We start from the raw sequence: 23,691 nt of genomic DNA on the forward strand, positions 1-23,691 counted from the left end.
TCCTTCTACGAGTCGTTTTGGAGCTGAATGGCAGGGGATAAGGTCCTTGGGGTCCGTTAATCGCCCAAGTGACGACTTTCTTCCCGGATAAAAGCACCTCAGTCCGTTACGCTAAGCCAAACGCTCATAAAGAACAACCCCCCGATTGGAACAGTTGTAATAAACTACACTAAAAACCAATAAAAGGGACAAAACAATCCATATAAGTGTACGTAATACATTTATTTCATTGGATGTTCAGATGATTAAACCCATTTTTAGGTTTTTTCTGGAATTGGAATAACTACAGACCGCAGTGTTCTAACTCCGCTCCAGCAGTTCATTATAAATATCACGCTTGGACAAACCACGGTCGGACGCTGCCTTTTTCATAGCATCCTTACGCGTTAAGCCTAAGGTTTCATAGTGAGCCACATGTTCCCCGGTACTAAGCTGGCGCCACCAGGAAGACTCGGCCAGCTCGGCCTCCTCTTTACTCTCTCCCTCCAGCACGATCACGTATTCGCCAAGCGGGGGATGCTCCTCCAGCCAGGCCAGACATTCCTCAATGCTTCCGCGCAGGAACTCCTCATACCGCTTAGTCAGCTCACGCGCTAGTGTGATCCGGCGGTTGCCGAAGGCCTCCTGCAAATGAACAAGGGTCTTGGCAACGCGGTGCGGGGACTCATAGAAGAGGAGTGTCCCTTGGGCAGAACGCAGAGGTGTCAGAACGGCACGGATATCCTTGCGCTCCCTAGGTAAGAAGCCGATGAATGTAAAGCTGGCCGTAGGCAGTCCTGAGGCAATCAAAGCCGACAATGCTGCATTCGCCCCAGGCACCGGAATCACCGGAATCTTCTGGCTGACAGCCAGAGCTACCAGATCAGCACCAGGGTCGGAAATCGCCGGCAGACCGGCATCGCTGACGAGTGCCAAATTTTTACCTTCTATTATATAGCGTATCAGCTCCGGTCCACTGGCAGCCTTGTTATGCTCATGGTAACTGAACAGCATGGACGGTGTAATTTCAAAATGGCTCAGCAGCTTACGCGTCTGCCTAGTATCCTCAGCGGCGATAATATCGCATTCCTTCAGCATGCGTACTGCACGATATGTCATATCTTCCAGATTGCCAATCGGCGTAGCCACCAGATACAGACTTCCGCATCCTTCGGGCTTCACTCCGTCATTATTATTTTGAAAGCTGCTTTGGCATTGTATGGTCATTGGCTCGTATCCTCTTTGTTCCCGTAATAAATATCCATAATCTCAGGGCAATATTGATTGTCCTCATTATATACGATTAAAGGCGGTTGTAAACGCACCTCCGGCCTCCCGTCACGCGCAGCCTCAATCAGAACCATATTTGCTTCCAGATGGGCGCGGGGATGTACGAAGCGGATCAGCTTCGGCTCCAGCCGGTGCTTCCGCATCAGACTGATAATGTCCGCGAGACGCTGCGGCTTATGCACCATGCTAACTTTGCCTCCGGTACGGACCAGCCGGACACAGGCTTGAATGACCTCCTCCAGGGTACAACCGATTTCATGGCGGGCCATCGCCTGATGAGAATTCAGCTTCAGATCGCTCCCATTCAGCGGCATATAAGGGGGATTCACCGTGATCGCATCGTATACGCCATAGCCCGCTGTAAGATGAAGCTCCCGCAAATCGCCCTCATGAATCTTCACCCGCTCCTCCAGACCGTTAAGCGATACACTGCGCCGGGCCATGTCTGCCAGACGGGGCTGAAGCTCGATTCCTTCAATCGAGGCCTTCGTCCGTGTAGTCAGCAGCATAGGAATTACTCCGTTACCCGTACACAGGTCAAGCACCCGTCCGCGCGGCGGTACACCCGCGAACCGTGCAAGCAGCACGGCGTCCATCGAGAAGCTGAATACTTCATCACTCTGGATAATTCTCAGATCATGGGTGAGCAGGTCATCGATCCGTTCTGCTTCATGCAAGGGTACTGGTATATTGTTTATTGAATGGGTCATTGTAATGTAATCTCCTAAAAGTTTTTGTTGAGCATATGCTCCGGAAGCATAGCCTTACATTCAAAAAAACCGTAGGCGACAATCTCCTACGGCTGGATATCCTCATTTATTAAGAAAAGAAAGGCAGAACAGACAATCGCCTTCCGTCCGCAAATGCCCAAAGTAGACATTACAGATGTGGAAGCCTTCGTGATACAGCCGGGCCAGGTTATCATAGCCTTCCCCGACAACCTCCTCTTTCCCTTCGGCAGCAAGTATAGCCTCCGCCTCCGCAGACAGTGCGGCCTTATCTACAGGCGCTTCCCTTTTCAATATGATACGAAGTTGCTCGTTCTCCAGACTCAGCTTCTGATTTGCTTCCATCAGCTCTTTGACCGTCTGCTTCCAATCGCCCAGAGTGGTGCGCATTTCATCCATCTGCGCTTCCATCTCCTGCATGTGTGTAAATATATTTTTCTTCTCCAAGTTTCCACCCCGAAAGTAACCTTATAATGGTTTACTTGACGACAACATCATCCATTGGAAGTTCTTTAACTTTACCCACTTCAAACAGCTGCACATGAACTGTACGGCTGCCGGCATTGATACCGACTACCTTGCCGTCCCCCAGTGAAGTAACGACCATTTTGCCTACAGCCGGCATTTCTTCCTTCGTGCTCTCATAATTATCATGCTCAAACTTCAGACAACACATCAGCCGTCCGCATAATCCCGAGATCTTGGTCGGGTTAAGCGACAGATTCTGATCCTTCGCCATCTTGATGGACACCGGCTCGAAATCACCAAGCCAGGAGGAGCAGCAGAGCACCCGTCCGCATGGGCCTAGTCCGCCCAGCATCTTGGCTTCATCACGTACACCAATCTGCCGGAGCTCAATTCGGGTACGGAAAATACTGGCCAGGTCCTTCACCAGCTCGCGGAAATCCACGCGGCCCTCGGCCGTGAAATAGAAAATAATCTTGTTGCGGTCAAACGTAAACTCCACATCCACCAGCTTCATTTTGAGGCCATGATCGCGGATTTTATTTAAACAGGTGGTAAAAGCATCCTTCGCTGCACCCTTGTTCTCTTCCACCACGCGCGCGTCGGTCTCGCCGGCAATACGCATGACTTTCTTGAGCGGCAGTACAACGTCAGCTTCCTGCACCTCTTTTTTGCCTACGACAACCTTACCGTATTCGACTCCTCTTGCTGTCTCTACAATCACGCATTGATCGCGTTCAATCGGGAAATCAAGCGGATCGAAATAATATATTTTACCCGCTTTTTTGAAGCGGACACCTACTACGCTGTACAAAAATTAACCCCCTTGTTTGACGGTAAAGGAACCCTTAAGCAAGACTGCTTCCCTGATGATCCATGCTTGTCCTTCCTCGTCCGCTATACCCGGTCTTTCCAGGGCTGAGGATTATATCCCGGAGGATCTATTATAAATAACCCGAACCTCTAGCTTTCCAGCCGGATTAAAAACTGCTCCAGACACAGCTGGGCATTGGCATTGGAACGCAGCTTCCGCTTGCTCTCCGCCGCATATTCCATATAAGCCACCCACTGCTGCGTACTCCTCTGACGGGCAGCCCTCGAAATAAAGTCTAACTGATCTATGAAAACGATACTTTCGTGCTTTCGGTACAGGAAGTAGAGCATATCTTTGAACCATAAGTGGAACATGCTGAATAGAGTATCCAAATGTTCACCAAGTCCGGTCTTGAACAGCTTCGAACCCGCAGTTGCCACTGCAGTGCTGCCCTTGCCCAGAGACTCCTTCGCTAATTGTAACACTAGATTTCTCATTTCTGCAAACCAATTCTGTGCCAAAAGTTCCCTGCAGCCGTCAAGACCGGCCGTCAGTGATACCGCGCATCGCGCCAGCGGCACCGGAACCCCTTCACCGGACAACGCCTGCAGCATAATATCCGGGTGCAGCGGGCTAAACGGAATACGCTGGGTTCTGGACTGGATCGTCGGAAGCAGGGAACTGCTGTTATCCGAAATCAGAATACCAACCGCCGGGGCTGGCGGCTCCTCCAGAAATTTCAGCAGACTATTGGCGGCTTGCACCGTCATTTTGTCCGCTCCTTCTATAATATAGACCTTCGGGTTAATCCCTTCCGAGCGGTAGGAAAAAACACGCTGAAGCTCACGAATCTGGTCGATCTTAATACTGGACCCGTCGGGACGCAGCAGGGTTAGATCAGGATGATTGCCATGCTCCACCTTGCGGCATTCCAGGCACTCTCCGCAGGCATCGTCCTTGCTGGCGGTACAGAATATCGCCTGGGCGAACGTCAGTGCCATCTTCACCTGCCCGCTGCCTGCCGGACCCGTGAACAGATAGGCATGGCTGACAGCATCCTTACGTAAGGCATTCTGAAGCAGCCGCTTGGCATCCTCCTGGCCTAATAGTTCATGAAAAGACATAGGCTCCTCCAAGTTGTCAGAAAGAAAGGTTAATCAGCAGTCCGCGAATCTCGCCAACCCGTCCCAGGAGATCGATCCGGCCCTGCTCACTGTCCAGCAGATCATCTGCCATATTCAGCAGAGCCGCATCAACCTCCTCAAGCAGCTTGTAGCGTTTGCCGCGGCCCCGCCGGTCCCAGCCCTTGGTGTCCTTCAGGATCACACCGCGGCGGGCCGTCTCCTCCAGAAACCGTTTGATCAGGTTCCGGTAGATCGACAGCTCACGTACAGTCATGGATTTGGAGAGCCGGTCGCCTTGCAGCTGGATATCTTTAATCTGACGGTTCAACTCATCTATAGTTTTCTGCTGGCTTTGCTGTTGAAATACATCGTTGAAGTTTTTTTGCTGGACCGGACGCCTCTCAGCCTCCGTGGTCAGCATTTCGCTTTTTAAGGGCCTGTAGCCCGGGTTGATCTTCATTATGCTCAATAATGCTCGAAACGATCGACGGGAAGTACGAATACGGTAGCTCCGCCCACCTGCACTTCAACAGGAAGCGGCAAATAGGAATCTGTCGTGCCGCTCATCGGCGTAACCGGAGTGACCAGTTGCTCGCGCACTTTGCAGCTGTTACGGATTACAGTGAGTACGGCATCCACCTGAATATCATCTACCCCAATCAAAAAGGTAGTGTTACCCGCACGGAGAAATCCGCCAGTACTGGCCAGCTTGGTGGCACGGAAGTTCGCCTTCACCAGTTCACTGGATAGCCGGTTGCTGTCTTTATCCTGGATAATTGCAATGATCAAATTCATCTTCGTATCCCCTCCTATTAGTTATGTTCACAGGCTTTCCGCACAGTATTGATTCAATCTGGAGAGAAGCCCTGTTCAATCATTATACCTCTATTGTTTATTTGACAAAACACCTTAGAAATCCTTTAATATCCTGTCCTTCAGTACACGTACAATATCCTGCTCCACCATATGGATGGGACGATTCGCATCAAGCACCACAATCCGCTGCGGATCGGAGCTGGTTACCAGCTCATAACCCGCTTTTACCTTCTGATGGAACTCAAGGCTCTCCAGATCCAGCCGGTTCACTTCCCGGTTCTGGTTGGCGGCAATCCGGGACAGGCCCACCTCGGGATCTACATCCAGGTAAAAGGTAAGATCGGGCATTCTCCCGCCAGTCGCGAACCGGTTAATTTCCCGCACCTCTTCGATGCCCAGCCCTCGGGCGTACCCCTGGTAGACCAGGCTGCTGTCTACAAAACGGTCGCAGAGCACAGTAATCCCCTCCCGCAGAGCAGGCTCTACCACCTCCGCCAGATGCTGGCTTCTTGCTGCCGCATACAGGAGTGCCTCTGTCCGGGCATCCATCGCCGTATGCGCCGGGTCGAGGATAATAGAGCGGATCTTCTCGGCAATCTCAATGCCTCCCGGTTCACGGGTGATTAAGTAGGGCATGGAATGGTTCTGCAGATAAGCTGCCACCCTGCCCAGTACGGTTGTTTTGCCGGAGCCGTCGCCTCCCTCCAGTGTAATGAAGAATCCTTCTCGCTTCACTTATACTTCTCCGCCCTTCTGAATGTTGTATACCTTAATATGCTGTAAGGCCGGATCAGCACAGGCCTGGAATTTCGCCCCGCCTGTTCGCAGGCGGATCAGCCTGTCACAGACGGACGCAGTAATGCTCTCTCCGGGATATAAAAGCGGAATGCCTGGCGGATAGGGAATAACCATCTCCGCCGCAATCCTGCCCGCACTTGTCTCAAGTGCTATAGTCTCTGTCTCCCCCTCAGCCACTGGCCGGGTAGAGAACGCTACCGGAGCTGATACTGCCGGAATGTCGAAATTGTTCCACGTGGAAATATCCGCTGGGCAAGATGAATCTCCTTCTCTGCTATTATATGACGCTGCCTGGGCTGCGGTCCGTGTGCTGGAGATGGATTCTCCGCCTTGGGAAGCATGAGCTGCGGTGTACGTGTAAGTAGACTGGCCGGAGCCAGCGGTAAGATCAAGGTCAGTGACTGCTTCTGCACCAGCGGTAAGATCAAGGTCTGAGGAGGCCGCGGCCCCGCCTTTCTGCGGCGCTGCCAAGGAGGTCTGCGCTGCAATGTCCTGCAGCGCTGTCAGCAGCTGCGCTGCCTCTTCAGCCTTCGAGCCGAGGCTGAAGGCCAGCACCACGTGCCGGTCGTCGCTCATCTCCGGCACGATCCCCCTCTCTTCGAGCCTGCGCTGCAGCTCGAAGCCCCCCAGGACCCCTGCGGCGTCATAAATGACCGCCTTAAAGGGGTCCTGGGTCACGTACGCCGCCCCGCGCAACGGCGGCGTATTCACTCCTGCGGCGCCCGCATCGCCGCAGACAGGCTGCAGCAGCGAAGCCGGCTGCAGCAGCCCGAAGCGCGGCAGCTCCGCCAGGCCGCGCCGCAGGACATCCACGGCGGCGAGCCCCGCCGTGAAGGCACCGGCGCCCTGGCTGTGCAGCAGGCGCCGGGCCAGATCGAGCGAAGCCATCACGGGGTAGGATGGGCTGGAGCTCTGCACCATGGCCAGGCGCTGCCGCAGCAGCGCACGGTCAAGCCATGGCCCTTGTACATGCAGCATGGCGCCCATCGTCAGCGCCGTCAGCATCTTATGCGTGGACTGCACCACGCCGTCCGCGCCCCCTGCAAGCGCCCCGGCCGGAAGCGCCGGGTGCTGCCCGTAATGAGCACCGTGCGCCTCATCCACCAGCAGCGGCACGCCGCTCTGGTGACAGGCCTTCGCGAGGGGCGCAAGGTCAATGCCCATGCCGTAGTAGTTCGGCATAGTGACCAGGACGCCGGCTGCCTCCGGATAGGCGTTCAGCGCCTCCTGCACCGTCTCAGCCGACGGCGCTACGGCGAGTCCGCTGCCCGGATCAATCTGCGGCTCCAGGAAGACTGCACGCGCTCCTGCCAGCATCAGTCCATGGATTACGGACTTGTGGACGTTGCGCTGCAATAGAAGCAGGCTTCCGGGCTCAGCACAGACCGTCAGGATCAGAGCCAGATTACCCGCGGTGCTGCCGCCCACCAGCATATAGCTCTCCTCTGCTCCATAACAGTCTGCGGCCAGCTCCTGTGCTTCTCTTATTACCCCTTCCGGATGATGAAGGTCATCCGTTCCGGTAATCTCCGTCACATCGTAACGCATCACTTCCGCGAGATATCCCGCACTTTTTGCACTGACAGTACTCCGGTAAGCCTCCCCGTTCTTGTGACCCGGCACATGATAAGATATATTACCCTTAAGTCTATATTGTTCCAGCATTTCGTATACAGGTGCCCTGCCAGGCTGTAGCTTGTCCATAGATTCTTCCTTCCCTGGGGGTTACCTTCTATTTTAACGCAAATACACCCAAACGCCTATCACTTCCGCAAAGGGACGCACAAGCAATAAAACGGCTCCCCTCACCCGGTCAGGGCGGAGAAGCCGTTAAGAGGAACTTTGTATTTGCAGCCAACGCGACACAGATTCACCGCCCGCTCTTTATATGTTGCTTTTTACAGGTACTGCAATTCGCGCATTAAGCATGCATACGCAGGTTGATCTTCTTCATCCGGCTAATGAAAAAGTTGTATTTCACATCCTCAGCCTCTGTACGCACCATCTCACTCTCACAATCCTCACAGATGAAATGCGAGACAATCACAATGCCTTCTTCCTTTTCCTGCCCGCAGATAATGCAGGCCTGCCCGGTTTGCTGTTCCATTTTCATCCCACCTTGACTCTTTTAAGAACAGTATGGTACACCTTCTATCATTTTAAACCTTTTCATAGTTTTTTCCTAATCCTTCATAGCCTGAAATATATATATTCGCCTGCTACCCATTCGGTGAATCTAAGCCCGTTGTTTAATAAAACGCAGGAGCAGGCCGATAATAATAACAAGAGAACTTGCGAGGAGGTCCGAATTCCAGGTATGGAACCAAACACCAAAGGTGCCGCTACATTCTATCAATACAAGCTTATCAAAAAAATTACTATTACAGCCTTTCTGCTGCGGGTCTATATCACCCTGCCCTTTATATGCCTTGTGCTCGAAAGTGTCTTTCTCTCCTGGCTGAGTATCCTGTTCATGATTATAGCCGGACCTGTCATGCTGTGGATTCAGTATGTCATCTCACGCTCCGTACTGCTGATTAGCGGACACCCTATCGCCAAACGCTGGAGGTTGTCCCTGCGCCTGCCCTGGCCCGGTTACATGCCTGATCAATATATCAACTACGGCATCTTCCGCACCGTACAGCTGCATAATCTCTGGATCGGTCTCTGTATAGCCGCACTCTTCATCGTCTGGGCTCCGCCCGCCTTCACGGCTTCGCTGGCGGTATGCCACCTGTGGCTGCTGCTCCCCCGTCTGTATGCGCTGCTGCGGTTAAGAAGTGTAGCCAAAGACGGGATGCTCAAGTTGGGTGCGGCAGACGCCTCCTATTACGCCCAGTAATCCAACCAGATATACATAGCGCTATATTTAAGCGGCCGGCACGCAAAACAATCGCCATCCATAACCGGACGGCGATTGTTTATCTGTTCTTCAAGCCTTTGGTGGTGACCTTCTTTTCCTTCGGAATCATCACGATGAAATAGTCATCATACACGGTCAGGTGTACAATAAGTCCTTCTTTCTGAAAAACACGGGAGCTCCTGGAATCGTCTGCTTTCTGTTCCTGCTCTTCCCAGCCCCACGCCTTAATGGCTGCAAGATAAGGCTCCGGGACGCCATTCTTCTCCTTTAACCCCGGCAGGGAGTACCGTACATAGTCCATGGCTACGTTTGTAGTTGTTCTATCGGGTGAGCTTGCCTCTTTGGGAACGGGAAATTCTTCCTCATTAAGTGCACCGTTAAAAGTCTCCCATGCCGGCTCCTTCGTGCTGCAACCCGCCAGCATTGCTCCGACTATACAAAGAATAACTAATATCCACAAAGGTTGAGTTCTCTTCATACCTTAAATCCTCCTTACCTCTACCATGCATCTAAAGACGCAAGAAAACTCCAAGATAGAATTTATACGTAGTTCATTCGTATTAAGGTTTTTGCTTATTTATTGCACTTTTCCATTATACTTGGAACCATCGCCTCGTCGGTAACAAAAATGTCACTCGTTTGTAAGCGTTTTTATACTGAAATCCCTTATCTCTTCCCGCCTTTCTAAATATGCGGGCATACAAAAAAACCATTGTCGAATTATCGACAATGGCTCTTAAGTGCTTGGCAACGTCCTACTCTCCCAGGACCCTTCGGTCCAAGTACCATCGGCGCTGGAGGGCTTAACGGTCGTGTTCGGGATGGGTACGTGTGGAACCCCTCCGCTATCGCCACCAAACGGGCATTTACAGCGTAAATGCTTCAGGAATTTAATTCCTGAAAACTGAATCCGAAACGAATCTGCGTGATCGAAATTTGGATAAGCCCTCGACCGATTAGTATTGGTCAGCTCCATGCATTGCTGCACTTCCACCTCCAACCTATCTACCTCGTCGTCTTCAAGGGGTCTTACATGTTGGGAAATCTCATCTTGAGGGGGGCTTCACGCTTAGATGCTTTCAGCGCTTATCCCGTCCGTACGTAGCTACTCAGCCATGCTCCTGGCGGAACAACTGATGCACCAGCGGTACGTCCATCCCGGTCCTCTCGTACTAAGGACAGCTCCTCTCAAATTTCCTGCGCCCACGACAGATAGGGACCGAACTGTCTCACGACGTTCTGAACCCAGCTCGCGTACCGCTTTAATGGGCGAACAGCCCAACCCTTGGGACCTACTTCAGCCCCAGGATGCGATGAGCCGACATCGAGGTGCCAAACCTCCCCGTCGATGTGGACTCTTGGGGGAGATAAGCCTGTTATCCCCAGGGTAGCTTTTATCCGTTGAGCGATGGCCCTTCCATGCGGTACCACCGGATCACTAAGTCCGACTTTCGTCCCTGCTCGACTTGTAGGTCTCGCAGTCAAGCTCCCTTATGCCTTTGCACTCTGCGAATGATTTCCAACCATTCTGAGGGAACCTTTGAACGCCTCCGTTACTCTTTAGGAGGCGACCGCCCCAGTCAAACTGCCCGCCTGACACGGTCCCCGTACCGGGTTACGGTACTAGGTTAGAACCTAGATACGATCAGGGTGGTATCCCAACGGCGCCTCCACAGAAGCTTGCGCTCCTGCTTCAACGGCTCCCACCTATCCTGTACAGATCGTACCCAAATTCAATATCAAGCTGCAGTAAAGCTCCATGGGGTCTTTCCGTCTTGTCGCGGGTAACCTGCATCTTCACAGGTATTAAAATTTCACCGGATCTCTCGTTGAGACAGCGCCCAAGTCGTTACGCCATTCGTGCGGGTCAGAATTTACCTGACAAGGAATTTCGCTACCTTAGGACCGTTATAGTTACGGCCGCCGTTTACTGGGGCTTCGGTTCACAGCTTCGGACTTGCGTCCTAACCGCTCCCCTTAACCTTCCAGCACCGGGCAGGCGTCAGCCCGTATACTTCGCCTTACGGCTTCGCACAGACCTGTGTTTTTGCTAAACAGTCGCTTGGGCCTTTTCACTGCGGCCCCCTCGGGCTATTCACCCTACCGAGGCACCCCTTCTCCCGAAGTTACGGGGTCATTTTGCCGAGTTCCTTAACGAGAGTTCTTCCGCGCGCCTTAGAATTCTCTTCTCGCCTACCTGTGTCGGTTTGCGGTACGGGCACCTTCTCCTGACTAGAGGCTTTTCTTGGCAGTGTGAGATCATGACCTTCGCTACTGTAATTTTCGCTCCCCATCACAGCCCAGCCTTACGGTGTGCGGATTTGCCTACACACCAGCCTCACTGCTTAGACGGACATCCATCAGTCCGCGTCACTACCCTCCTGCGTCACCCCATCGCTCATAGCGGATTACGGTGGTACAGTAATTTCAAACTGTTGTCCTTCGACTACGCCTGTCGGCCTCGCCTTAGGTCCCGACTTACCCTGAGCGGACGAGCCTTCCTCAGGAAACCTTGGGCTTTCGGCGGATCAGATTCTCACTGATCTTTTCGTTACTCATACCGGCATTCTCACTTGTGTAGTGTCCAGCGCTCCTTACGGTACACCTTCAACCCCTACACAACGCTCCCCTACCCCAGATGCAAAGCATCTAGCCATAGCTTCGGTGGTGTGTTTAGCCCCGTTACATTTTCGGCGCAGAGTCACTCGACCAGTGAGCTATTACGCACTCTTTCAATGGTGGCTGCTTCTAAGCCAACATCCTGGTTGTCTGTGCAACTCCACATCCTTTCCCACTTAACACACACTTGGGGACCTTAGCTGATGGTCTGGGCTGTTTCCCTTTTGACAATGGATCTTAGCACTCACTGTCTGACTCCCGGCAAGAAGTAAATGGCATTCGGAGTTTGACTGAGCTTGGTAACCCTTGCGGGCCCCGCACCCAATCAGTGCTCTACCTCCACCACTCCATTCACCGAGGCTAGCCCTAAAGCTATTTCGGGGAGAACCAGCTATCTCCGAGTTCGATTGGAATTTCTCCGCTACCCCCACCTCATCCCCGCATTTTTCAACATGCGTGGGTTCGGGCCTCCAGTGCGTGTTACCGCACCTTCACCCTGGACAGGGGTAGATCACACGGTTTCGGGTCTACGTCCACATACTTAGTCGCCCTATTCAGACTCGCTTTCGCTGCGGCTCCGGCTTCTCACCTTAACCTTGCATGTTAAACGTAACTCGCCGGTTCATTCTACAAAAGGCACGCCATCATCCATAAAGAGGACTCTGACTTTTTGTAAGCACACGGTTTCAGGTTCTATTTCACTCCCCTTCCGGGGTGCTTTTCACCTTTCCCTCACGGTACTGTTTCACTATCGGTCGCCAGGTAGTATTTAGCCTTAGCAGATGGTCCTGCTGGATTCATACGGGGTTTCACGTGCCCCGCACTACTCGGGATCCGTCTCGGAGAGAATACCATTTCGGCTACAGGGCTTTTACCTCTATCGCGGGCCTTTCCAGACCTCTTCGCCTACCGTATTCCTTTGTAACTCCATGTGAGACGTCCCACAACCCCAAGGGGCAAGCCCCTTGGTTTAGGCTGTTCCGCGTTCGCTCGCCGCTACTGACGGAATCACTATTGTTTTCTCTTCCTCAGGGTACTTAGATGTTTCAGTTCCCCTGGTCTGCCTCTGCGTATCCTATGTATTCAGATACGAGTAACTGCGAATTACCACAGCTGGGTTTCCCCATTCGGACACCCCCGGATCAAAGCTTGCTTACAGCTCCCCGAGGCAGTTTCGTTGTTCGCCACGTCCTTCGTCGGCTCCTGGCGCCTAGGCATCCTCCGTGTGCTCTTAGTAGCTTAACCAAATCGCTCCGGTATTGGCTTATTCGCTCATCTTGTTTTGAATAGCGCAACCGGATTACTCCGCCTGCTAGAATATTCAAAGCCAAAAGTCCCTCATAATCCAAAACCATCGCTCAGTATCGCTAAAAACTTCAAAACTTGTTTACACAAGTTCAGCTTAAAGGAATGTTCTAAAACGCAAATTCGTTTCGGTATCCAGTTTTCAAGGATCAAGTTTCTTGCGTGAGAGTTTGAGCTCTCAAAACTGACCAACGAGTGAGTAACTAGCCGACCGGCTAGATTTAAGATTTGAATGTTTCCGTTGCAGGAAACGATTCTCCATAGAAAGGAGGTGATCCAGCCGCACCTTCCGATACGGCTACCTTGTTACGACTTCACCCCAATCATCTACCCCACCTTCGGCGGCTGGCTCCCTTGCGGGTTACCCCACCGACTTCGGGTGTTGTAAACTCTCGTGGTGTGACGGGCGGTGTGTACAAGACCCGGGAACGTATTCACCGCGGCATGCTGATCCGCGATTACTAGCAATTCCGACTTCATGCAGGCGAGTTGCAGCCTGCAATCCGAACTGAGACCGGCTTTGCTGGGATTGGCTCCACCTCGCGGCTTCGCTTCCCGTTGTACCGGCCATTGTAGTACGTGTGTAGCCCAGGTCATAAGGGGCATGATGATTTGACGTCATCCCCACCTTCCTCCGGTTTGTCACCGGCAGTCACTCTAGAGTGCCCAGCTCAACCTGCTGGCAACTAAAGTCAAGGGTTGCGCTCGTTGCGGGACTTAACCCAACATCTCACGACACGAGCTGACGACAACCATGCACCACCTGTCTCAACTTTCCCCGAAGGGCACCTGATGCATCTCTGCTTCGTTAGTTGGATGTCAAGACCTGGTAAGGTTCTTCGCGTTGCTTCGAATTAAACCACATACTCCACTGCTTGTGCGGGTCCCCGTCAATTCCTTTGAGTTTCAGTCTTGCGACCGTACTCCCCAGGCGGAGTGCTTACTGTGTTAACTTCGGCACCAAGGGTATCGAAACCCCTAACACCTAGCACTCATCGTTTACGGCGTGGACTACCAGGGTATCTAATCCTGTTTGCTCCCCACGCTTTCGCGCCTCAGCGTCAGTTACAGCCCAGAAAGTCGCCTTCGCCACTGGTGTTCCTCCACATATCTACGCATTTCACCGCTACACGTGGAATTCCACTTTCCTCTTCTGTACTCAAGTCACCCAGTTTCCAGTGCGACCTCAGGTTGAGCCCAAGGTTTAAACACCAGACTTAAATAACCGCCTGCGCGCGCTTTACGCCCAATAATTCCGGACAACGCTTGCCCCCTACGTATTACCGCGGCTGCTGGCACGTAGTTAGCCGGGGCTTTCTTCTCAGGTACCGTCACTCCGGCAGCAGTTACTCTACCGGACGTTCTTCCCTGGCAACAGAGCTTTACGATCCGAAAACCTTCATCACTCACGCGGCGTTGCTCCGTCAGGCTTGCGCCCATTGCGGAAGATTCCCTACTGCTGCCTCCCGTAGGAGTCTGGGCCGTGTCTCAGTCCCAGTGTGGCCGTTCACCCTCTCAGGTCGGCTACGCATCGTCGCCTTGGTGGGCCGTTACCCCACCAACTAGCTAATGCGCCGCAGGCCCATCCCCAAGCAGCAGATTGCTCCGCCTTTCATTCTCTCCTCAGGAGAAGAAAGAAATTATCCGGTATTAGCTACCGTTTCCGGTAGTTATCCCAGCCTTGAGGGCAGGTTGCCTACGTGTTACTCACCCGTCCGCCGCTAAGTCTGAAAGGAAGCAAGCTTCCTCTCAGACTCCGCTCGACTTGCATGTATTAGGCACGCCGCCAGCGTTCGTCCTGAGCCAGGATCAAACTCTCCAAATTGGTATTTAGAAAGAGCGATTGCTCATTTTGAAACATCTGACGAGAATTGTTACATTCTCTAATTTTGGATCTCACCGAAGTGATCTCCAGATACTCACTCGTTGTTCAGTTTTCAAAGATCAAGCTCGTTGTCAGCGCCGCTCACCGCGTCACCAGCAACTCTTATAATATATCACATTCAGCCGATCAATGCAAGCTCTTTTTTTAACTTCTTTTCGAGCCCGGCGTTGATGTTTCGCGGCCAGAAATAGAATATATCACGGATAAGAATTCATTGCAAGCATTATTTCAAAATCATTAACTAAAGCTACGCCTTCCCTAACCAGCCATAGCCAGGCAAACAAGTTAGCATAGCTCTACTCCGCTGTCCGCGTACTTAAGCAATAATCTCCTGAATGTGCAGCTCCCGTTCATTGATCAGATTAACGATGTTTCCTTCAACTTGAACCATGGGCCTCGTCGGGTTGTTACGGTCGGTAAAGATGATTTCCCCGTGACGTCCGTCGCTGAGCCGTATCCGTGTACCGTTATACAGGTCTGTTGTCTTTTGAATGAAGGTCTGTACGATTACCGGATCAAGCTTCCCAAAGCTCTCCTTTTGCAGCTGCTCCAATACGAGATAAGGCGACTGTGCCTTTCTGTAGGCTTTTCCCAGCGTCATGGCATGGAAGATATCGGCGACTGCCACAATCTTGGCGTAGAAATGAATCTGGCTGCCGTCCAGCCTAAGCGGATACCCTGAACCGTCTATCTTCTCATGGTGCTGCAAGGCGGCGAGTCTAACCCCTTCGTTAATGGCTGTCACATTGCGCAGCAACTGATAACCGTATGTAGTGTGCCTGCGTACCTCGTCAATCTCTGCGCTGCTTAGAGGGGTTGGCTTCAGCAGCAGCGCTTCATCTACCTTAATGTTACCTATATCGTGCAGCAAGCCGGCAAAAGCAGCCTGCATCCAGTCCTTCTGCGGATACCCGCACCACTGGGCAATACGATAGGAGGTTAGGGCAGACAAAACAGCATTATGATAGTTATATTCCTGGTCAAATAGCACACGCGGCGCAAACTTTAAGACATGGTAATCCTTCAAATGGGTAATCAGCAGCTCGAGCTGACTCCGCAGTTCAAAGATCGGAAGAGCCGCAGCGGCCGCTGCACGGTAGCTTTGCTTGATAAGCACCAGCATTTTCTCATACTCATCGTGAAGCGGAGAATTACTCTTGGCCAGCACCGATTCATTAATCAGAGCACCTGCCTTGGCCGCTTGCTGCTTCACTGCCGGTTTAGCGCTCTCTGCCGGTTTGTCTTCCCCTTGCGCCCCTTCAATCTCAACCTGTCCAATTAAAAAAGCCTGTAAAATCTCAATATCCCGGGGGAGAATGATCTTACCCTTCCCAAATAATACTCCTCCTAAAGGAGTAATTACATCCTTTATAATCTTTGAACCCGCTTTAATTTCTCCAACGGATATGTTTGGCATTAGCCTAAGCCCCTTTATGTCGGTGACACCTGTAATTCTCTAATTATAGTATGGAACCCGGGAAGCGGCTAGATAGAGAATTCCCCGTTCATCTCTTGATAGGGTATAAAAAAGAGCACGGATTTCTATACAATCAGAAATCCATGCTCTCCTGCAATCCTTATTCGAGGTTGTCTTCTTCGTTCAAGACATCCGCTTCAGGCTGGCTGGCTTCAATATCGCCTTCGCCTTCTACCGGAGCTCCTTGAATGTCCTCGCCGTCCTCATGCTCAGACAGCTCTTCATCCTCTTTGTCCGCTCTGCACAGTGTAGCTACAGCATCATCCTCACGGATGTTAATCAGCTTAACACCCTGCGCATAACGGCCCATAGTGGATATTCCGTCCATACTGGTACGGATCAGGGTACCACTGGTCGTAATAATCATCAGGTCCTCGTCCTGCTTGACAACCTTCAGCCCGACAACCGGTCCGTTCTTATCCGTAAGATTAATGGTCTTGATACCTTTACCGCCGCGGGTCTGGGACCGGTAGTCAGCAGCAGGTGTCCGCTTACCATAGCCCTTGGTGGTTACGATCAGCACCTCAAGCTCCTGGTCTACACAATCCATACCAATAACATGGTCATTGGAATCAAGCGTGATCCCCTTAACCCCGGTAGCGCTTCGGCCCATGGAACGCACATCGTTCTCCGAGAAGGTAATCGACATTCCACGTGCAGTACCGATAATCAGATTCTGCTCGCCATCCGTCAGCTTCACCTCAATCAGTGAATCCTCCTCACGGAGATTGATTGCAATCAGACCACCCTTACGGATGTTGTTGTAATCCTCCAGAGGCGTCTTCTTCACAATTCCCTCACGGGTAGCGAAGAACAGATACTTGTCACTGTCCGCTTCCTCCACCTGGATGACCGCGCTGATCTTCTCGCCCTGCTCGATTTGAATCAGGTTGATGATCGGCGTTCCCCGGGCAGTCCGCCCAAGCTCCGGAATCTCATAAGCCTTAATCCGGTACACCTTACCCTTATCAGTGAAGAACATCAGGTAGTTATGGGAGTTACTCACGAAGAGATGCTCCACAAAGTCCTGGTCCTTGGTGTCCATCCCGATGACACCGCGTCCGCCGCGCTTCTGGCTGCGGTAGGTGTTGACCGGAAGACGTTTGATGTAGCCGGTGTGGGTAATCGTGATAACAACCTCTTCACGCGGAATCAGATCCTCGTCGAGGATGCTTTCTTCCCCAACGGTAATTTCTGTACGGCGGTCATCGGAGTACTTATCCCGGATCTCCTGCAGCTCATTGCTGATAATATCCAGCACGAGATGCTCATTGGCCAGAATCTCACGGTATTCAGCAATTTTGGCCAACAGCTCGTTATATTCGTTCTCGATCTTCTCGCGTTCCAGACCGGTCAGGCGCTGCATCCGCATATCGAGAATCGCCTGGGCCTGCTCTACGCTTAGACTGAAGGTCTCCATCAGACCTTCCCGGGCAATGTCGGTTGTGCGTGAGGCACGGATCAGGGCAATGACTTCATCCAGATGATCCAGGGCAATACGCAGCCCTTCCAGAATATGCGCCCGTGCTTCCGCTTTCTTAAGGTCGAATATTGTCCGGCGGCGGATGACATCAATCTGATGCTGCAGATAGTGATACAGCACGTCGCGCAGATTCAGAATCTTCGGTTCATTGTTGACAATAGCCAGCATGTTGATCCCGAAGGTGGACTGCATGGAAGTGTGCTTGTAGAGATTGTTGAGTACAACGCTCGGATTCACATCCCGTCTCATTTCAACCACTACGCGCATTCCGTTACGGTCAGACTCATCACGCAGATCCGTAATGCCCTCGATGCGCTTCTCACGCACCAGTTCCGCAATCTTCTCCACGAGCCGGGCTTTATTGACCTGGTAAGGAAGCTCATGCACAATAATCCGGGCCTTGCCGTTATTCTCTTCAATAACCGCTTTGGCACGCATAGTAACCGATCCGCGTCCAGTACGGTAAGCCTGACGGATGCCTTCACGGCCCAGAATATATCCGGCCGTCGGGAAATCCGGGCCTTGAATATATTCCATAAGCTCCATAGGCGTAATATCAGGATTCTTGATCATCGCCTGCACACCGTCAATGACCTCACCGAGATTATGCGGAGGAATATTGGTTGCCATCCCCACCGCAATCCCGCCTACACCATTGACCAGCAAATTGGGGTAACGTGCCGGCAGGACTACAGGCTCGTTCTCTTCACCGTCATAGTTGGGCGCAAAGTCAACGGTCTCCTTGTTCAGGTCACGGAGCATTTCCCCGGCAATTTTGGACAACCGTGCTTCTGTATAACGCATTGCAGCCGCCATGTCTCCGTCAATCGAACCGAAGTTACCATGACCGTCTACAAGCATATAGCGCATGGAGAAATCCTGTGCCATACGTACCATTGTTTCATAGACCGCCGAGTCACCGTGAGGGTGATACTTACCGATAACCTCACCGACGATTCTAGCTGATTTCTTGTGTGGCTTATCCGAGGACATTCCAAGTTCCGACATCGCAAACAAAATGCGTCGGTGAACAGGCTTAAGTCCATCCCGCACATCCGGCAAAGCCCGGCTTACAATGATGCTCATTGCGTAATCCATAAAGGATTCGCGCATTTCAACGCCAATGTCCCGATCTTTGATTTGCGGGTTATTTTGTTCAGCCATGAGTTGGTGGACCTCCTTCAGTTAAAAACCGCTACCCTATATTATATTACTTTCACAAAACCAGCACAATTAAACATGATAGCCTGTTATCGTCTATATTGATTTTCTTTTAGTACGGATAAGGGTATACGCCCTCTCCGCTGGTGTCTTCAGTACATAGACTGTAGAGACAAGAGGATAGGCTTCATGCCCCTGTTTTCGTCCAAAAAAGCATAATCTCATATCCTTATATTATAACATTATTTTGCTTTCTTGTCCTGAAAATTCGCTATGCGTAAAGAAACGGAGGCAGAACATGAAGATTCAACGCGTGTCCAGCAAATGGGCAAAAACGAAAGTCATTCTGCAAAACCGTCAGCTCTCGGTCTACATTCCGGAAACGCGCAAATACGGCCTGGAGGATCTGATAGAAATGCTTCATCTACACGGCACGGTATATATAAAGCCCGACCGCGGCACCTATGGCAGCGGAGTAATGAGAGCCGAGCAGAGGATCGTACACTTAAGTCCCAGCGGGCAACAGGCAGAGAGCCGTGAACCAGAGACAACAGCTGCGGACAGTGAAGCAGAGGTACCGGCAGAGCCAAAGCTGATGTATATTCTCAGGTATGCGAAGGACGTCGAGGTATTTAATAGCCCCGAAGAACTTCATACCGCACTTGTGCCCCGGATTAAAGACCGCAGCTATCTGGTCCAGCAGGGCATTGATCTGCTGCAGCATCAGGAGCGCCCCTTCGATCTGCGGGTGCTTACCCAAAAGAATCCCCAGGGCAGTTGGGAGACTACAGGCATGCTTGGCCGGGTCGCCGCACCGCAGAAGGTGATCACGAATTATCACAGCGGGGGCAGTGTTTTTCCGGTAGATACCCTGTTCAAGGAGCATATGACCAGTGACGAACTGTCTGCGACGACCCAGCAGCTCAAATCTCTGGGCGTCCGGGTCGGAGCTCAGCTGGAAACGGCTTATCCGGGTCTTAAGGAGCTGGGGCTTGATGTTGCCATGGACCAGCATCACGATCTATGGCTGCTCGAAGTAAACACCTTACCCTCCATCATTGTCTTCAAATTGTTCCCAAACAAAGCAATTTACCGCAAAATCCACCGTTATGCTGTGGCCTATGGCCGGTTGAAGCCTAACCGAAAGCCGGTAACCAGCCGCCGCAAGCGAATATCGAAGATCTAGCTCTATTTATTCAAGCGGCAAGCCATATACCCTCTGTATTAACAAAAAACCTCCGGTTTCATCCGCAAGGGATAATCCGGAGGTTCGCTATGTGCTCTTTAAATATCCAGGTTCTTAACCGTTTGGGCATGCTCCTGAATGAATTCGCGGCGCGGTTCGACATTGTCACCCATCAGCGTATCAAAAATGCTGTCCGCCAGCATGGCGTCCTCAATGGTCACCTGCAGCATGGTGCGGCTCTCAGGGTCCATCGTGGTGTCCCATAGCTGAGCAGCATTCATCTCACCCAGACCCTTGTAACGCTGAACGTTAACCTTTACATTCTCGCCGAAGGCAGCAATGATCTCATCGCGCTCCTTCTCGGTCTGTGCATAGCGCACCACCTTGTTGCGCTCGATCTTGAAGAGCGGCGGCTGGGCGATATAGATATATCCTGCGTCAACAATCTTCCGCATGTAGCGGTAGAAGAAGGTCAGCAGCAGTGTTCGGATATGGGCGCCGTCGACGTCCGCATCGGTCATGATGACAACCTTGTGGTAACGTGCCTTCGTGAGGTCGAAATCATCACTGATCCCGGTTCCGAGTGCGGTAATAATCGCCCGGATTTCCGCATTGGACAAGATCCGGTCCAGCCGGGCCTTTTCCACGTTCAGGATCTTGCCGCGCAGCGGCAGGATGGCCTGGAAGTGGCGGTCCCGGCCCTGCTTGGCAGATCCGCCTGCGGAGTCACCTTCGACGATGTACAGCTCACTGATGGACGCATCTTTAGAGGAGCAGTCTGCCAGCTTACCCGGCAGGGCGCTGACTTCAAGCGCGCTCTTGCGGCGGGTCAGCTCACGGGCCTTGCGGGCTGCTTCACGGGCACGGGAAGCCTGCAGGGACTTCTCCAGCACCTTGCGCGACACGGCAGGATTCTCTTCCAGGAACTCCTGCAGCTTCTCTCCGAACAGCGATTCTACAATCCCGCGGACTTCACTGTTGCCGAGCTTGGTCTTGGTCTGGCCTTCGAACTGCGGCTCAGGAATCTTGACGGAGATAATCGCCGTCAGACCTTCACGGACATCATCCCCGGTCAGATTCTGGCTGCTGTCCTTGATTACGCCGGCCTTACGCGCGTAGTCATTGATGATCCGCGTCAAGGCGCTCTTGAAGCCGGATTCATGTGTTCCGCCCTCATGGGTATTGATATTATTAGCGAACGAATAGATATTCTCTGTGTATGAATCGTTATATTGGAGAGCCACTTCAACTGCAATCATATCCCGTGAGCCTTCCACGTAGATCGGTTCCTCATGAAGCGCTTCTTTTTTCTCGTTGAGGTATTTCACATATTCCACAATACCGCCGTCATACCTGAACGTATTGTCGACGCCGGTCCGCTCATCCAGCAGGGACAGCTCAATGCCCTTGTTGAGGAAGGCCAGCTCACGGATACGGGTAAGAAGCGTATTGTATTCAAACGTAGTTGTTTCAGTAAAAATGTCAGGGTCCGGATGAAAAGTAGTCGTGGTCCCTGTCTCTTCGGAGTCTCCGATAACTCTGATGTCGTATTGCGGCACGCCGCGGTTGTATTCCTGCTGATAGACATGACCGTCACGCTTGACGGTAACCACTACCTTCTCAGACAGTGCGTTAACAACAGAGATCCCGACACCGTGCAGACCGCCGGATACCTTATAGCCCCCGCCGCCAAACTTACCGCCGGCATGCAGGACTGTCATGACTACCTCAAGCGTGGACTTCTTCAGCTTGACGTTCTCACCGACTGGAATTCCCCGTCCGTTGTCAACAACAGTGATGCTGTTATCCTCGTGAATTTTGACTTGAATCCGGTCGCAAAAACCTGCCAGCGCCTCGTCGATACTATTATCGACAACCTCCCAGACCAAATGATGCAGACCTTTGGAGCTGGTGGAGCCAATATACATGCCGGGACGTTTCCGAACCGCTTCCAGCCCTTCCAGTACCTGAATCTGGCTCTCATCATATGTCGGTTGATTCATTGACATGCCTTCACCTACTTCTTTCAGATTATCTCCTGTAGCTTACGAAACCTATATTTCTAACAAGATCTTGGCTCTTTTTTTGAGAGTAGAGGAGGAGATCGGGGAGTAGTAGACAGTATTCCTGGTCACGACTATAGACTTCGCTTCCTCTTCACCAATGCGTTCCAGCTTCTTATCCTGCTGGGAATGAGTCATAAACTGCTTCGATACCTTGGAGGATTTCTCAATCGATATATCAAATATAGCAATCAGCTCTGAGGATCGAATAATTTTTTCTCCGCCCAAATGAATATACATGGTCTTCCTCCGCTCTTTATAGCCCCACTTTGCCGCCATGAACATGATACAGGATTGCACCCTTTAATTTATCAGCATTCAGTCCCTCAACACCGGTGGCAGTGATGAAGGTCTGCACCTTGCTCTGAAAAGTTTCGATAAGCTGGGTCTGACGATAGGGATCAAGTTCGGACAAAACATCATCAAGAAGCAGCACAGGATATTCTCCGATCTCCTCATGGATCAGTTCAATTTCCGCCAGCTTGAGCGATAAAGCTGCCGTACGTTGCTGCCCTTGGGAACCGTAGACCTGAGCTTCTCTTCCGTTGATAAAAAAGGACAGGTCATCCCGATGGGGACCCGTCAGCGTCATGCCGCGCCTGATTTCCTGATCTCTTGTTTGTGATAACTTTAACATAAATTTGTCCAATAAGACAGCTTCATCTTCCTCTTCACGCTCACCAAACGAGGGGACATAGAGCAGTTTGAGCTCTTCTCCGCCGTTTGTGATGCCACGGTGGATGCTTTCTGCCCATATCTGCAGCTTCTTTATGAATTGTTTCCTTTTTTTGACGATTTTAACACCATGCTCTACAAGTTGGGCATCCCAGATGTCCAGAAGCTCCCGGCCGCCAGCCTCCTTGCCCCATAGCTGCTTCAGCAGATTGCCCCGTTGGAGAAGGATTTTTTGATACTGCTGCAGATGAAACAGATAGCTCGGCTGAACCTGGCCAATCTCCATATCAAGGAACCGGCGCCGGATGCCCGGGGTACCTTTGACAATCTCCAAATCCTCCGGGGCAAACATCACCACGTTCAGCGAGCCTACGAATTCACTGAGCCGGCGCTGCTCGAGTCCGTTAATTCTGGCCTTCTTCCCCTGCGGGGACAGGGTCAGCTCCAGCTTAAGATCCCCGTATTTGCGCTCTACTTCAGCAACAATCTGGGCGGAGCCCGCCGGAGCATCGAAGGAGATCAGCTCCTTGTCCTTGGAGGTCCGGTGGCTTTTGGTCATCGCGAGGACAAACAAAGCCTCCATGAGATTGGTTTTGCCCTGGGCATTCTGTCCGAGAATGAGATTCACATCGCCCAGATGCTCAAGACGCAGCAGCCCATAGTTGCGGTAATCCTGCAGTCCGATATTTTTGACAAACAAGAGCCTGTTCCTCCTTAGGGTTACTCCTCCTTGACTCCGCCGCCCTCAACTTCAAACACGCCGTTATCCTGTACCTCGATTGTATCACCCGGGTAGAGCTTCCGGCCACGCCGTTCTTCCACCTCACCGTTCACCTGCACATGTCCTTCCTGCAGCAGCGCCTTAGCCATCCCCCCTGTGGATACACAATCGGAGAGCTTCAGGAACTGGTCAAGCTTAATATATCCACTGTGGATAACTATTTTTTTCATGTTTTTGAT

At 52.0% G+C, this 23,691-nt stretch carries 19 protein-coding genes and 3 rRNA genes; 2 read left to right on the forward strand and 20 right to left on the reverse strand.

Annotated elements, in window-relative coordinates; all coding sequences use genetic code 11:
- Positions 1 to 300: 300 nt before the first annotated feature.
- The 10 genes from rsmI to NSU18_RS19605 form a co-directional block, all read right to left on the reverse strand.
- Positions 301 to 1,206 carry a 16S rRNA (cytidine(1402)-2'-O)-methyltransferase gene (rsmI, locus tag NSU18_RS19560; protein WP_341149826.1) on the reverse strand — a complete coding sequence of 302 codons (906 nt, stop codon included), beginning with the start codon at positions 1,204 to 1,206 and terminating at the stop codon, positions 301 to 303.
- Positions 1,203 to 1,979 (reverse strand): tRNA1(Val) (adenine(37)-N6)-methyltransferase, encoded by a 777-nt coding sequence (locus NSU18_RS19565; RefSeq protein WP_341149827.1) that lies wholly within the window; start codon positions 1,977 to 1,979, stop codon positions 1,203 to 1,205. The genes rsmI and NSU18_RS19565 overlap by 4 nt, the downstream gene beginning before the upstream one ends.
- 102 nt (positions 1,980 to 2,081) lie before the next feature.
- On the reverse strand, positions 2,082 to 2,444 hold the full coding sequence (yabA, locus tag NSU18_RS19570) for a DNA replication initiation control protein YabA (protein WP_209994356.1): 363 nt from the start codon (positions 2,442 to 2,444) through the stop codon (positions 2,082 to 2,084).
- A gap of 31 nt (positions 2,445 to 2,475) precedes the next feature.
- Entirely contained in the window at positions 2,476 to 3,276 is an 801-nt protein-coding gene (locus NSU18_RS19575) for a PSP1 domain-containing protein (protein WP_036696365.1), read from the reverse strand.
- A gap of 149 nt (positions 3,277 to 3,425) precedes the next feature.
- Positions 3,426 to 4,400 (reverse strand): DNA polymerase III subunit delta', encoded by a 975-nt coding sequence (gene holB / locus NSU18_RS19580; protein ID WP_341149828.1) that lies wholly within the window; start codon positions 4,398 to 4,400, stop codon positions 3,426 to 3,428.
- A 16-nt stretch (positions 4,401 to 4,416) separates the two neighbouring features.
- Positions 4,417 to 4,860, reverse strand: coding sequence for a YaaR family protein (locus NSU18_RS19585; RefSeq protein WP_036723982.1), 444 nt, complete (start codon positions 4,858 to 4,860; stop codon positions 4,417 to 4,419).
- Positions 4,861 to 4,865: 5 nt separating this feature from the next.
- Positions 4,866 to 5,195, reverse strand: a complete 330-nt coding sequence (locus NSU18_RS19590; protein WP_340020653.1) for a cyclic-di-AMP receptor — start codon at positions 5,193 to 5,195, stop codon at positions 4,866 to 4,868.
- Positions 5,196 to 5,309: 114 nt separating this feature from the next.
- A complete protein-coding gene (gene tmk, locus NSU18_RS19595; protein WP_341015482.1) occupies positions 5,310 to 5,951 on the reverse strand; it encodes a dTMP kinase in 642 nt (213 codons plus the stop codon).
- Complete coding sequence (locus NSU18_RS19600) at positions 5,952 to 7,718, reverse strand: aminotransferase class I/II-fold pyridoxal phosphate-dependent enzyme (RefSeq protein ID WP_341149829.1); 1,767 nt, start codon at positions 7,716 to 7,718, stop codon at positions 5,952 to 5,954.
- A gap of 217 nt (positions 7,719 to 7,935) precedes the next feature.
- Positions 7,936 to 8,121, reverse strand: coding sequence for a sigma factor G inhibitor Gin (locus NSU18_RS19605; RefSeq protein WP_036696352.1), 186 nt, complete (start codon positions 8,119 to 8,121; stop codon positions 7,936 to 7,938).
- 210 nt (positions 8,122 to 8,331) lie between these two features.
- Here NSU18_RS19605 and NSU18_RS19610 point away from each other — a divergent pair, with 210 nt between their 5' ends.
- Positions 8,332 to 8,856 (forward strand): hypothetical protein, encoded by a 525-nt coding sequence (locus NSU18_RS19610; protein ID WP_341015488.1) that lies wholly within the window; start codon positions 8,332 to 8,334, stop codon positions 8,854 to 8,856.
- Positions 8,857 to 8,935: 79 nt separating this feature from the next.
- Here the strand turns inward: NSU18_RS19610 and NSU18_RS19615 are convergent, their stop codons facing one another.
- The 6 genes from NSU18_RS19615 to gyrA all read right to left on the reverse strand — a co-directional run bounded on the left by NSU18_RS19615 (position 8,936) and on the right by gyrA (position 18,810).
- Positions 8,936 to 9,355, reverse strand: coding sequence for a hypothetical protein (locus NSU18_RS19615; RefSeq protein ID WP_341149830.1), 420 nt, complete (start codon positions 9,353 to 9,355; stop codon positions 8,936 to 8,938).
- Positions 9,356 to 9,619: 264 nt separating this feature from the next.
- A 5S ribosomal RNA gene (gene rrf, locus NSU18_RS19620) occupies positions 9,620 to 9,736 on the reverse strand.
- Between the two features lie 77 nt (positions 9,737 to 9,813).
- Positions 9,814 to 12,741 (reverse strand): 23S ribosomal RNA (locus NSU18_RS19625).
- Positions 12,742 to 13,065: 324 nt separating this feature from the next.
- Positions 13,066 to 14,626: ribosomal RNA gene (locus NSU18_RS19630) — 16S ribosomal RNA — on the reverse strand.
- The 16S, 23S and 5S rRNA genes sit together here, the layout of an rRNA operon.
- Positions 14,627 to 15,002: 376 nt before the next feature.
- Positions 15,003 to 16,103, reverse strand: a complete 1,101-nt coding sequence (locus NSU18_RS19635; protein ID WP_341015490.1) for an HD-GYP domain-containing protein — start codon at positions 16,101 to 16,103, stop codon at positions 15,003 to 15,005.
- A gap of 160 nt (positions 16,104 to 16,263) precedes the next feature.
- Positions 16,264 to 18,810 (reverse strand): DNA gyrase subunit A, encoded by a 2,547-nt coding sequence (gene gyrA / locus NSU18_RS19640; RefSeq protein WP_341149831.1) that lies wholly within the window; start codon positions 18,808 to 18,810, stop codon positions 16,264 to 16,266.
- 295 nt (positions 18,811 to 19,105) lie between these two features.
- Here gyrA and NSU18_RS19645 point away from each other — a divergent pair, with 295 nt between their 5' ends.
- Positions 19,106 to 19,993, forward strand: a complete 888-nt coding sequence (locus NSU18_RS19645) for a YheC/YheD family protein (RefSeq protein WP_341149832.1) — start codon at positions 19,106 to 19,108, stop codon at positions 19,991 to 19,993.
- Positions 19,994 to 20,091: 98 nt separating this feature from the next.
- Here NSU18_RS19645 and gyrB read toward each other — a convergent pair whose 3' ends face one another.
- Genes gyrB through yaaA form a run of 4 tightly spaced genes read right to left on the reverse strand, consistent with a single transcriptional unit; the run spans position 20,092 to position 23,682 of the window.
- Positions 20,092 to 22,002 carry a DNA topoisomerase (ATP-hydrolyzing) subunit B gene (gene gyrB, locus NSU18_RS19650; protein WP_341015494.1) on the reverse strand — a complete coding sequence of 637 codons (1,911 nt, stop codon included), beginning with the start codon at positions 22,000 to 22,002 and terminating at the stop codon, positions 20,092 to 20,094.
- Positions 22,003 to 22,047: 45 nt separating this feature from the next.
- Positions 22,048 to 22,296, reverse strand: a complete 249-nt coding sequence (gene remB, locus NSU18_RS19655) for an extracellular matrix regulator RemB (protein ID WP_036728071.1) — start codon at positions 22,294 to 22,296, stop codon at positions 22,048 to 22,050.
- 16 nt (positions 22,297 to 22,312) lie between these two features.
- Positions 22,313 to 23,431: a DNA replication/repair protein RecF gene (gene recF / locus NSU18_RS19660; protein ID WP_036728069.1), complete on the reverse strand. Its 1,119-nt coding sequence runs from the start codon at positions 23,429 to 23,431 to the stop codon at positions 22,313 to 22,315.
- 20 nt (positions 23,432 to 23,451) lie between these two features.
- Complete coding sequence (gene yaaA, locus NSU18_RS19665) at positions 23,452 to 23,682, reverse strand: S4 domain-containing protein YaaA (RefSeq protein WP_036699885.1); 231 nt, start codon at positions 23,680 to 23,682, stop codon at positions 23,452 to 23,454.
- Positions 23,683 to 23,691: the final 9 nt, after the last annotated feature.

The sequence above is a fragment of the Paenibacillus sp. FSL H8-0048 genome (genome assembly GCF_038002825.1).
GTDB lineage: Bacteria > Bacillota > Bacilli > Paenibacillales > Paenibacillaceae > Paenibacillus_AQ.

What these genes read in the sequence shown, in the direction of transcription:
- NSU18_RS19565 (WP_341149827.1), bottom strand. Translation starts at nt 1,979, where the DNA reads ATGACCCATTCAATAAACAATATACCAGTACCCTTGCATGAAGCAGAA.
- NSU18_RS19600 (WP_341149829.1), bottom strand. Translation starts at nt 7,718, where the DNA reads ATGGACAAGCTACAGCCTGGCAGGGCACCTGTATACGAAATGCTGGAA.
- NSU18_RS19610 (WP_341015488.1), top strand. Translation starts at nt 8,332, where the DNA reads ATGGAACCAAACACCAAAGGTGCCGCTACATTCTATCAATACAAGCTT.
- NSU18_RS19585 (WP_036723982.1), bottom strand. Translation starts at nt 4,860, where the DNA reads ATGAAGATCAACCCGGGCTACAGGCCCTTAAAAAGCGAAATGCTGACC.
- rsmI (WP_341149826.1), bottom strand. Translation starts at nt 1,206, where the DNA reads ATGACCATACAATGCCAAAGCAGCTTTCAAAATAATAATGACGGAGTG.
- remB (WP_036728071.1), bottom strand. Translation starts at nt 22,296, where the DNA reads ATGTATATTCATTTGGGCGGAGAAAAAATTATTCGATCCTCAGAGCTG.
- NSU18_RS19615 (WP_341149830.1), bottom strand. Translation starts at nt 9,355, where the DNA reads ATGAAGAGAACTCAACCTTTGTGGATATTAGTTATTCTTTGTATAGTC.
- NSU18_RS19645 (WP_341149832.1), top strand. Translation starts at nt 19,106, where the DNA reads ATGAAGATTCAACGCGTGTCCAGCAAATGGGCAAAAACGAAAGTCATT.
- gyrB (WP_341015494.1), bottom strand. Translation starts at nt 22,002, where the DNA reads ATGTCAATGAATCAACCGACATATGATGAGAGCCAGATTCAGGTACTG.
- NSU18_RS19605 (WP_036696352.1), bottom strand. Translation starts at nt 8,121, where the DNA reads ATGGAACAGCAAACCGGGCAGGCCTGCATTATCTGCGGGCAGGAAAAG.
- yaaA (WP_036699885.1), bottom strand. Translation starts at nt 23,682, where the DNA reads ATGAAAAAAATAGTTATCCACAGTGGATATATTAAGCTTGACCAGTTC.
- holB (WP_341149828.1), bottom strand. Translation starts at nt 4,400, where the DNA reads ATGTCTTTTCATGAACTATTAGGCCAGGAGGATGCCAAGCGGCTGCTT.
- gyrA (WP_341149831.1), bottom strand. Translation starts at nt 18,810, where the DNA reads ATGGCTGAACAAAATAACCCGCAAATCAAAGATCGGGACATTGGCGTT.
- NSU18_RS19590 (WP_340020653.1), bottom strand. Translation starts at nt 5,195, where the DNA reads ATGAATTTGATCATTGCAATTATCCAGGATAAAGACAGCAACCGGCTA.
- NSU18_RS19635 (WP_341015490.1), bottom strand. Translation starts at nt 16,103, where the DNA reads ATGCCAAACATATCCGTTGGAGAAATTAAAGCGGGTTCAAAGATTATA.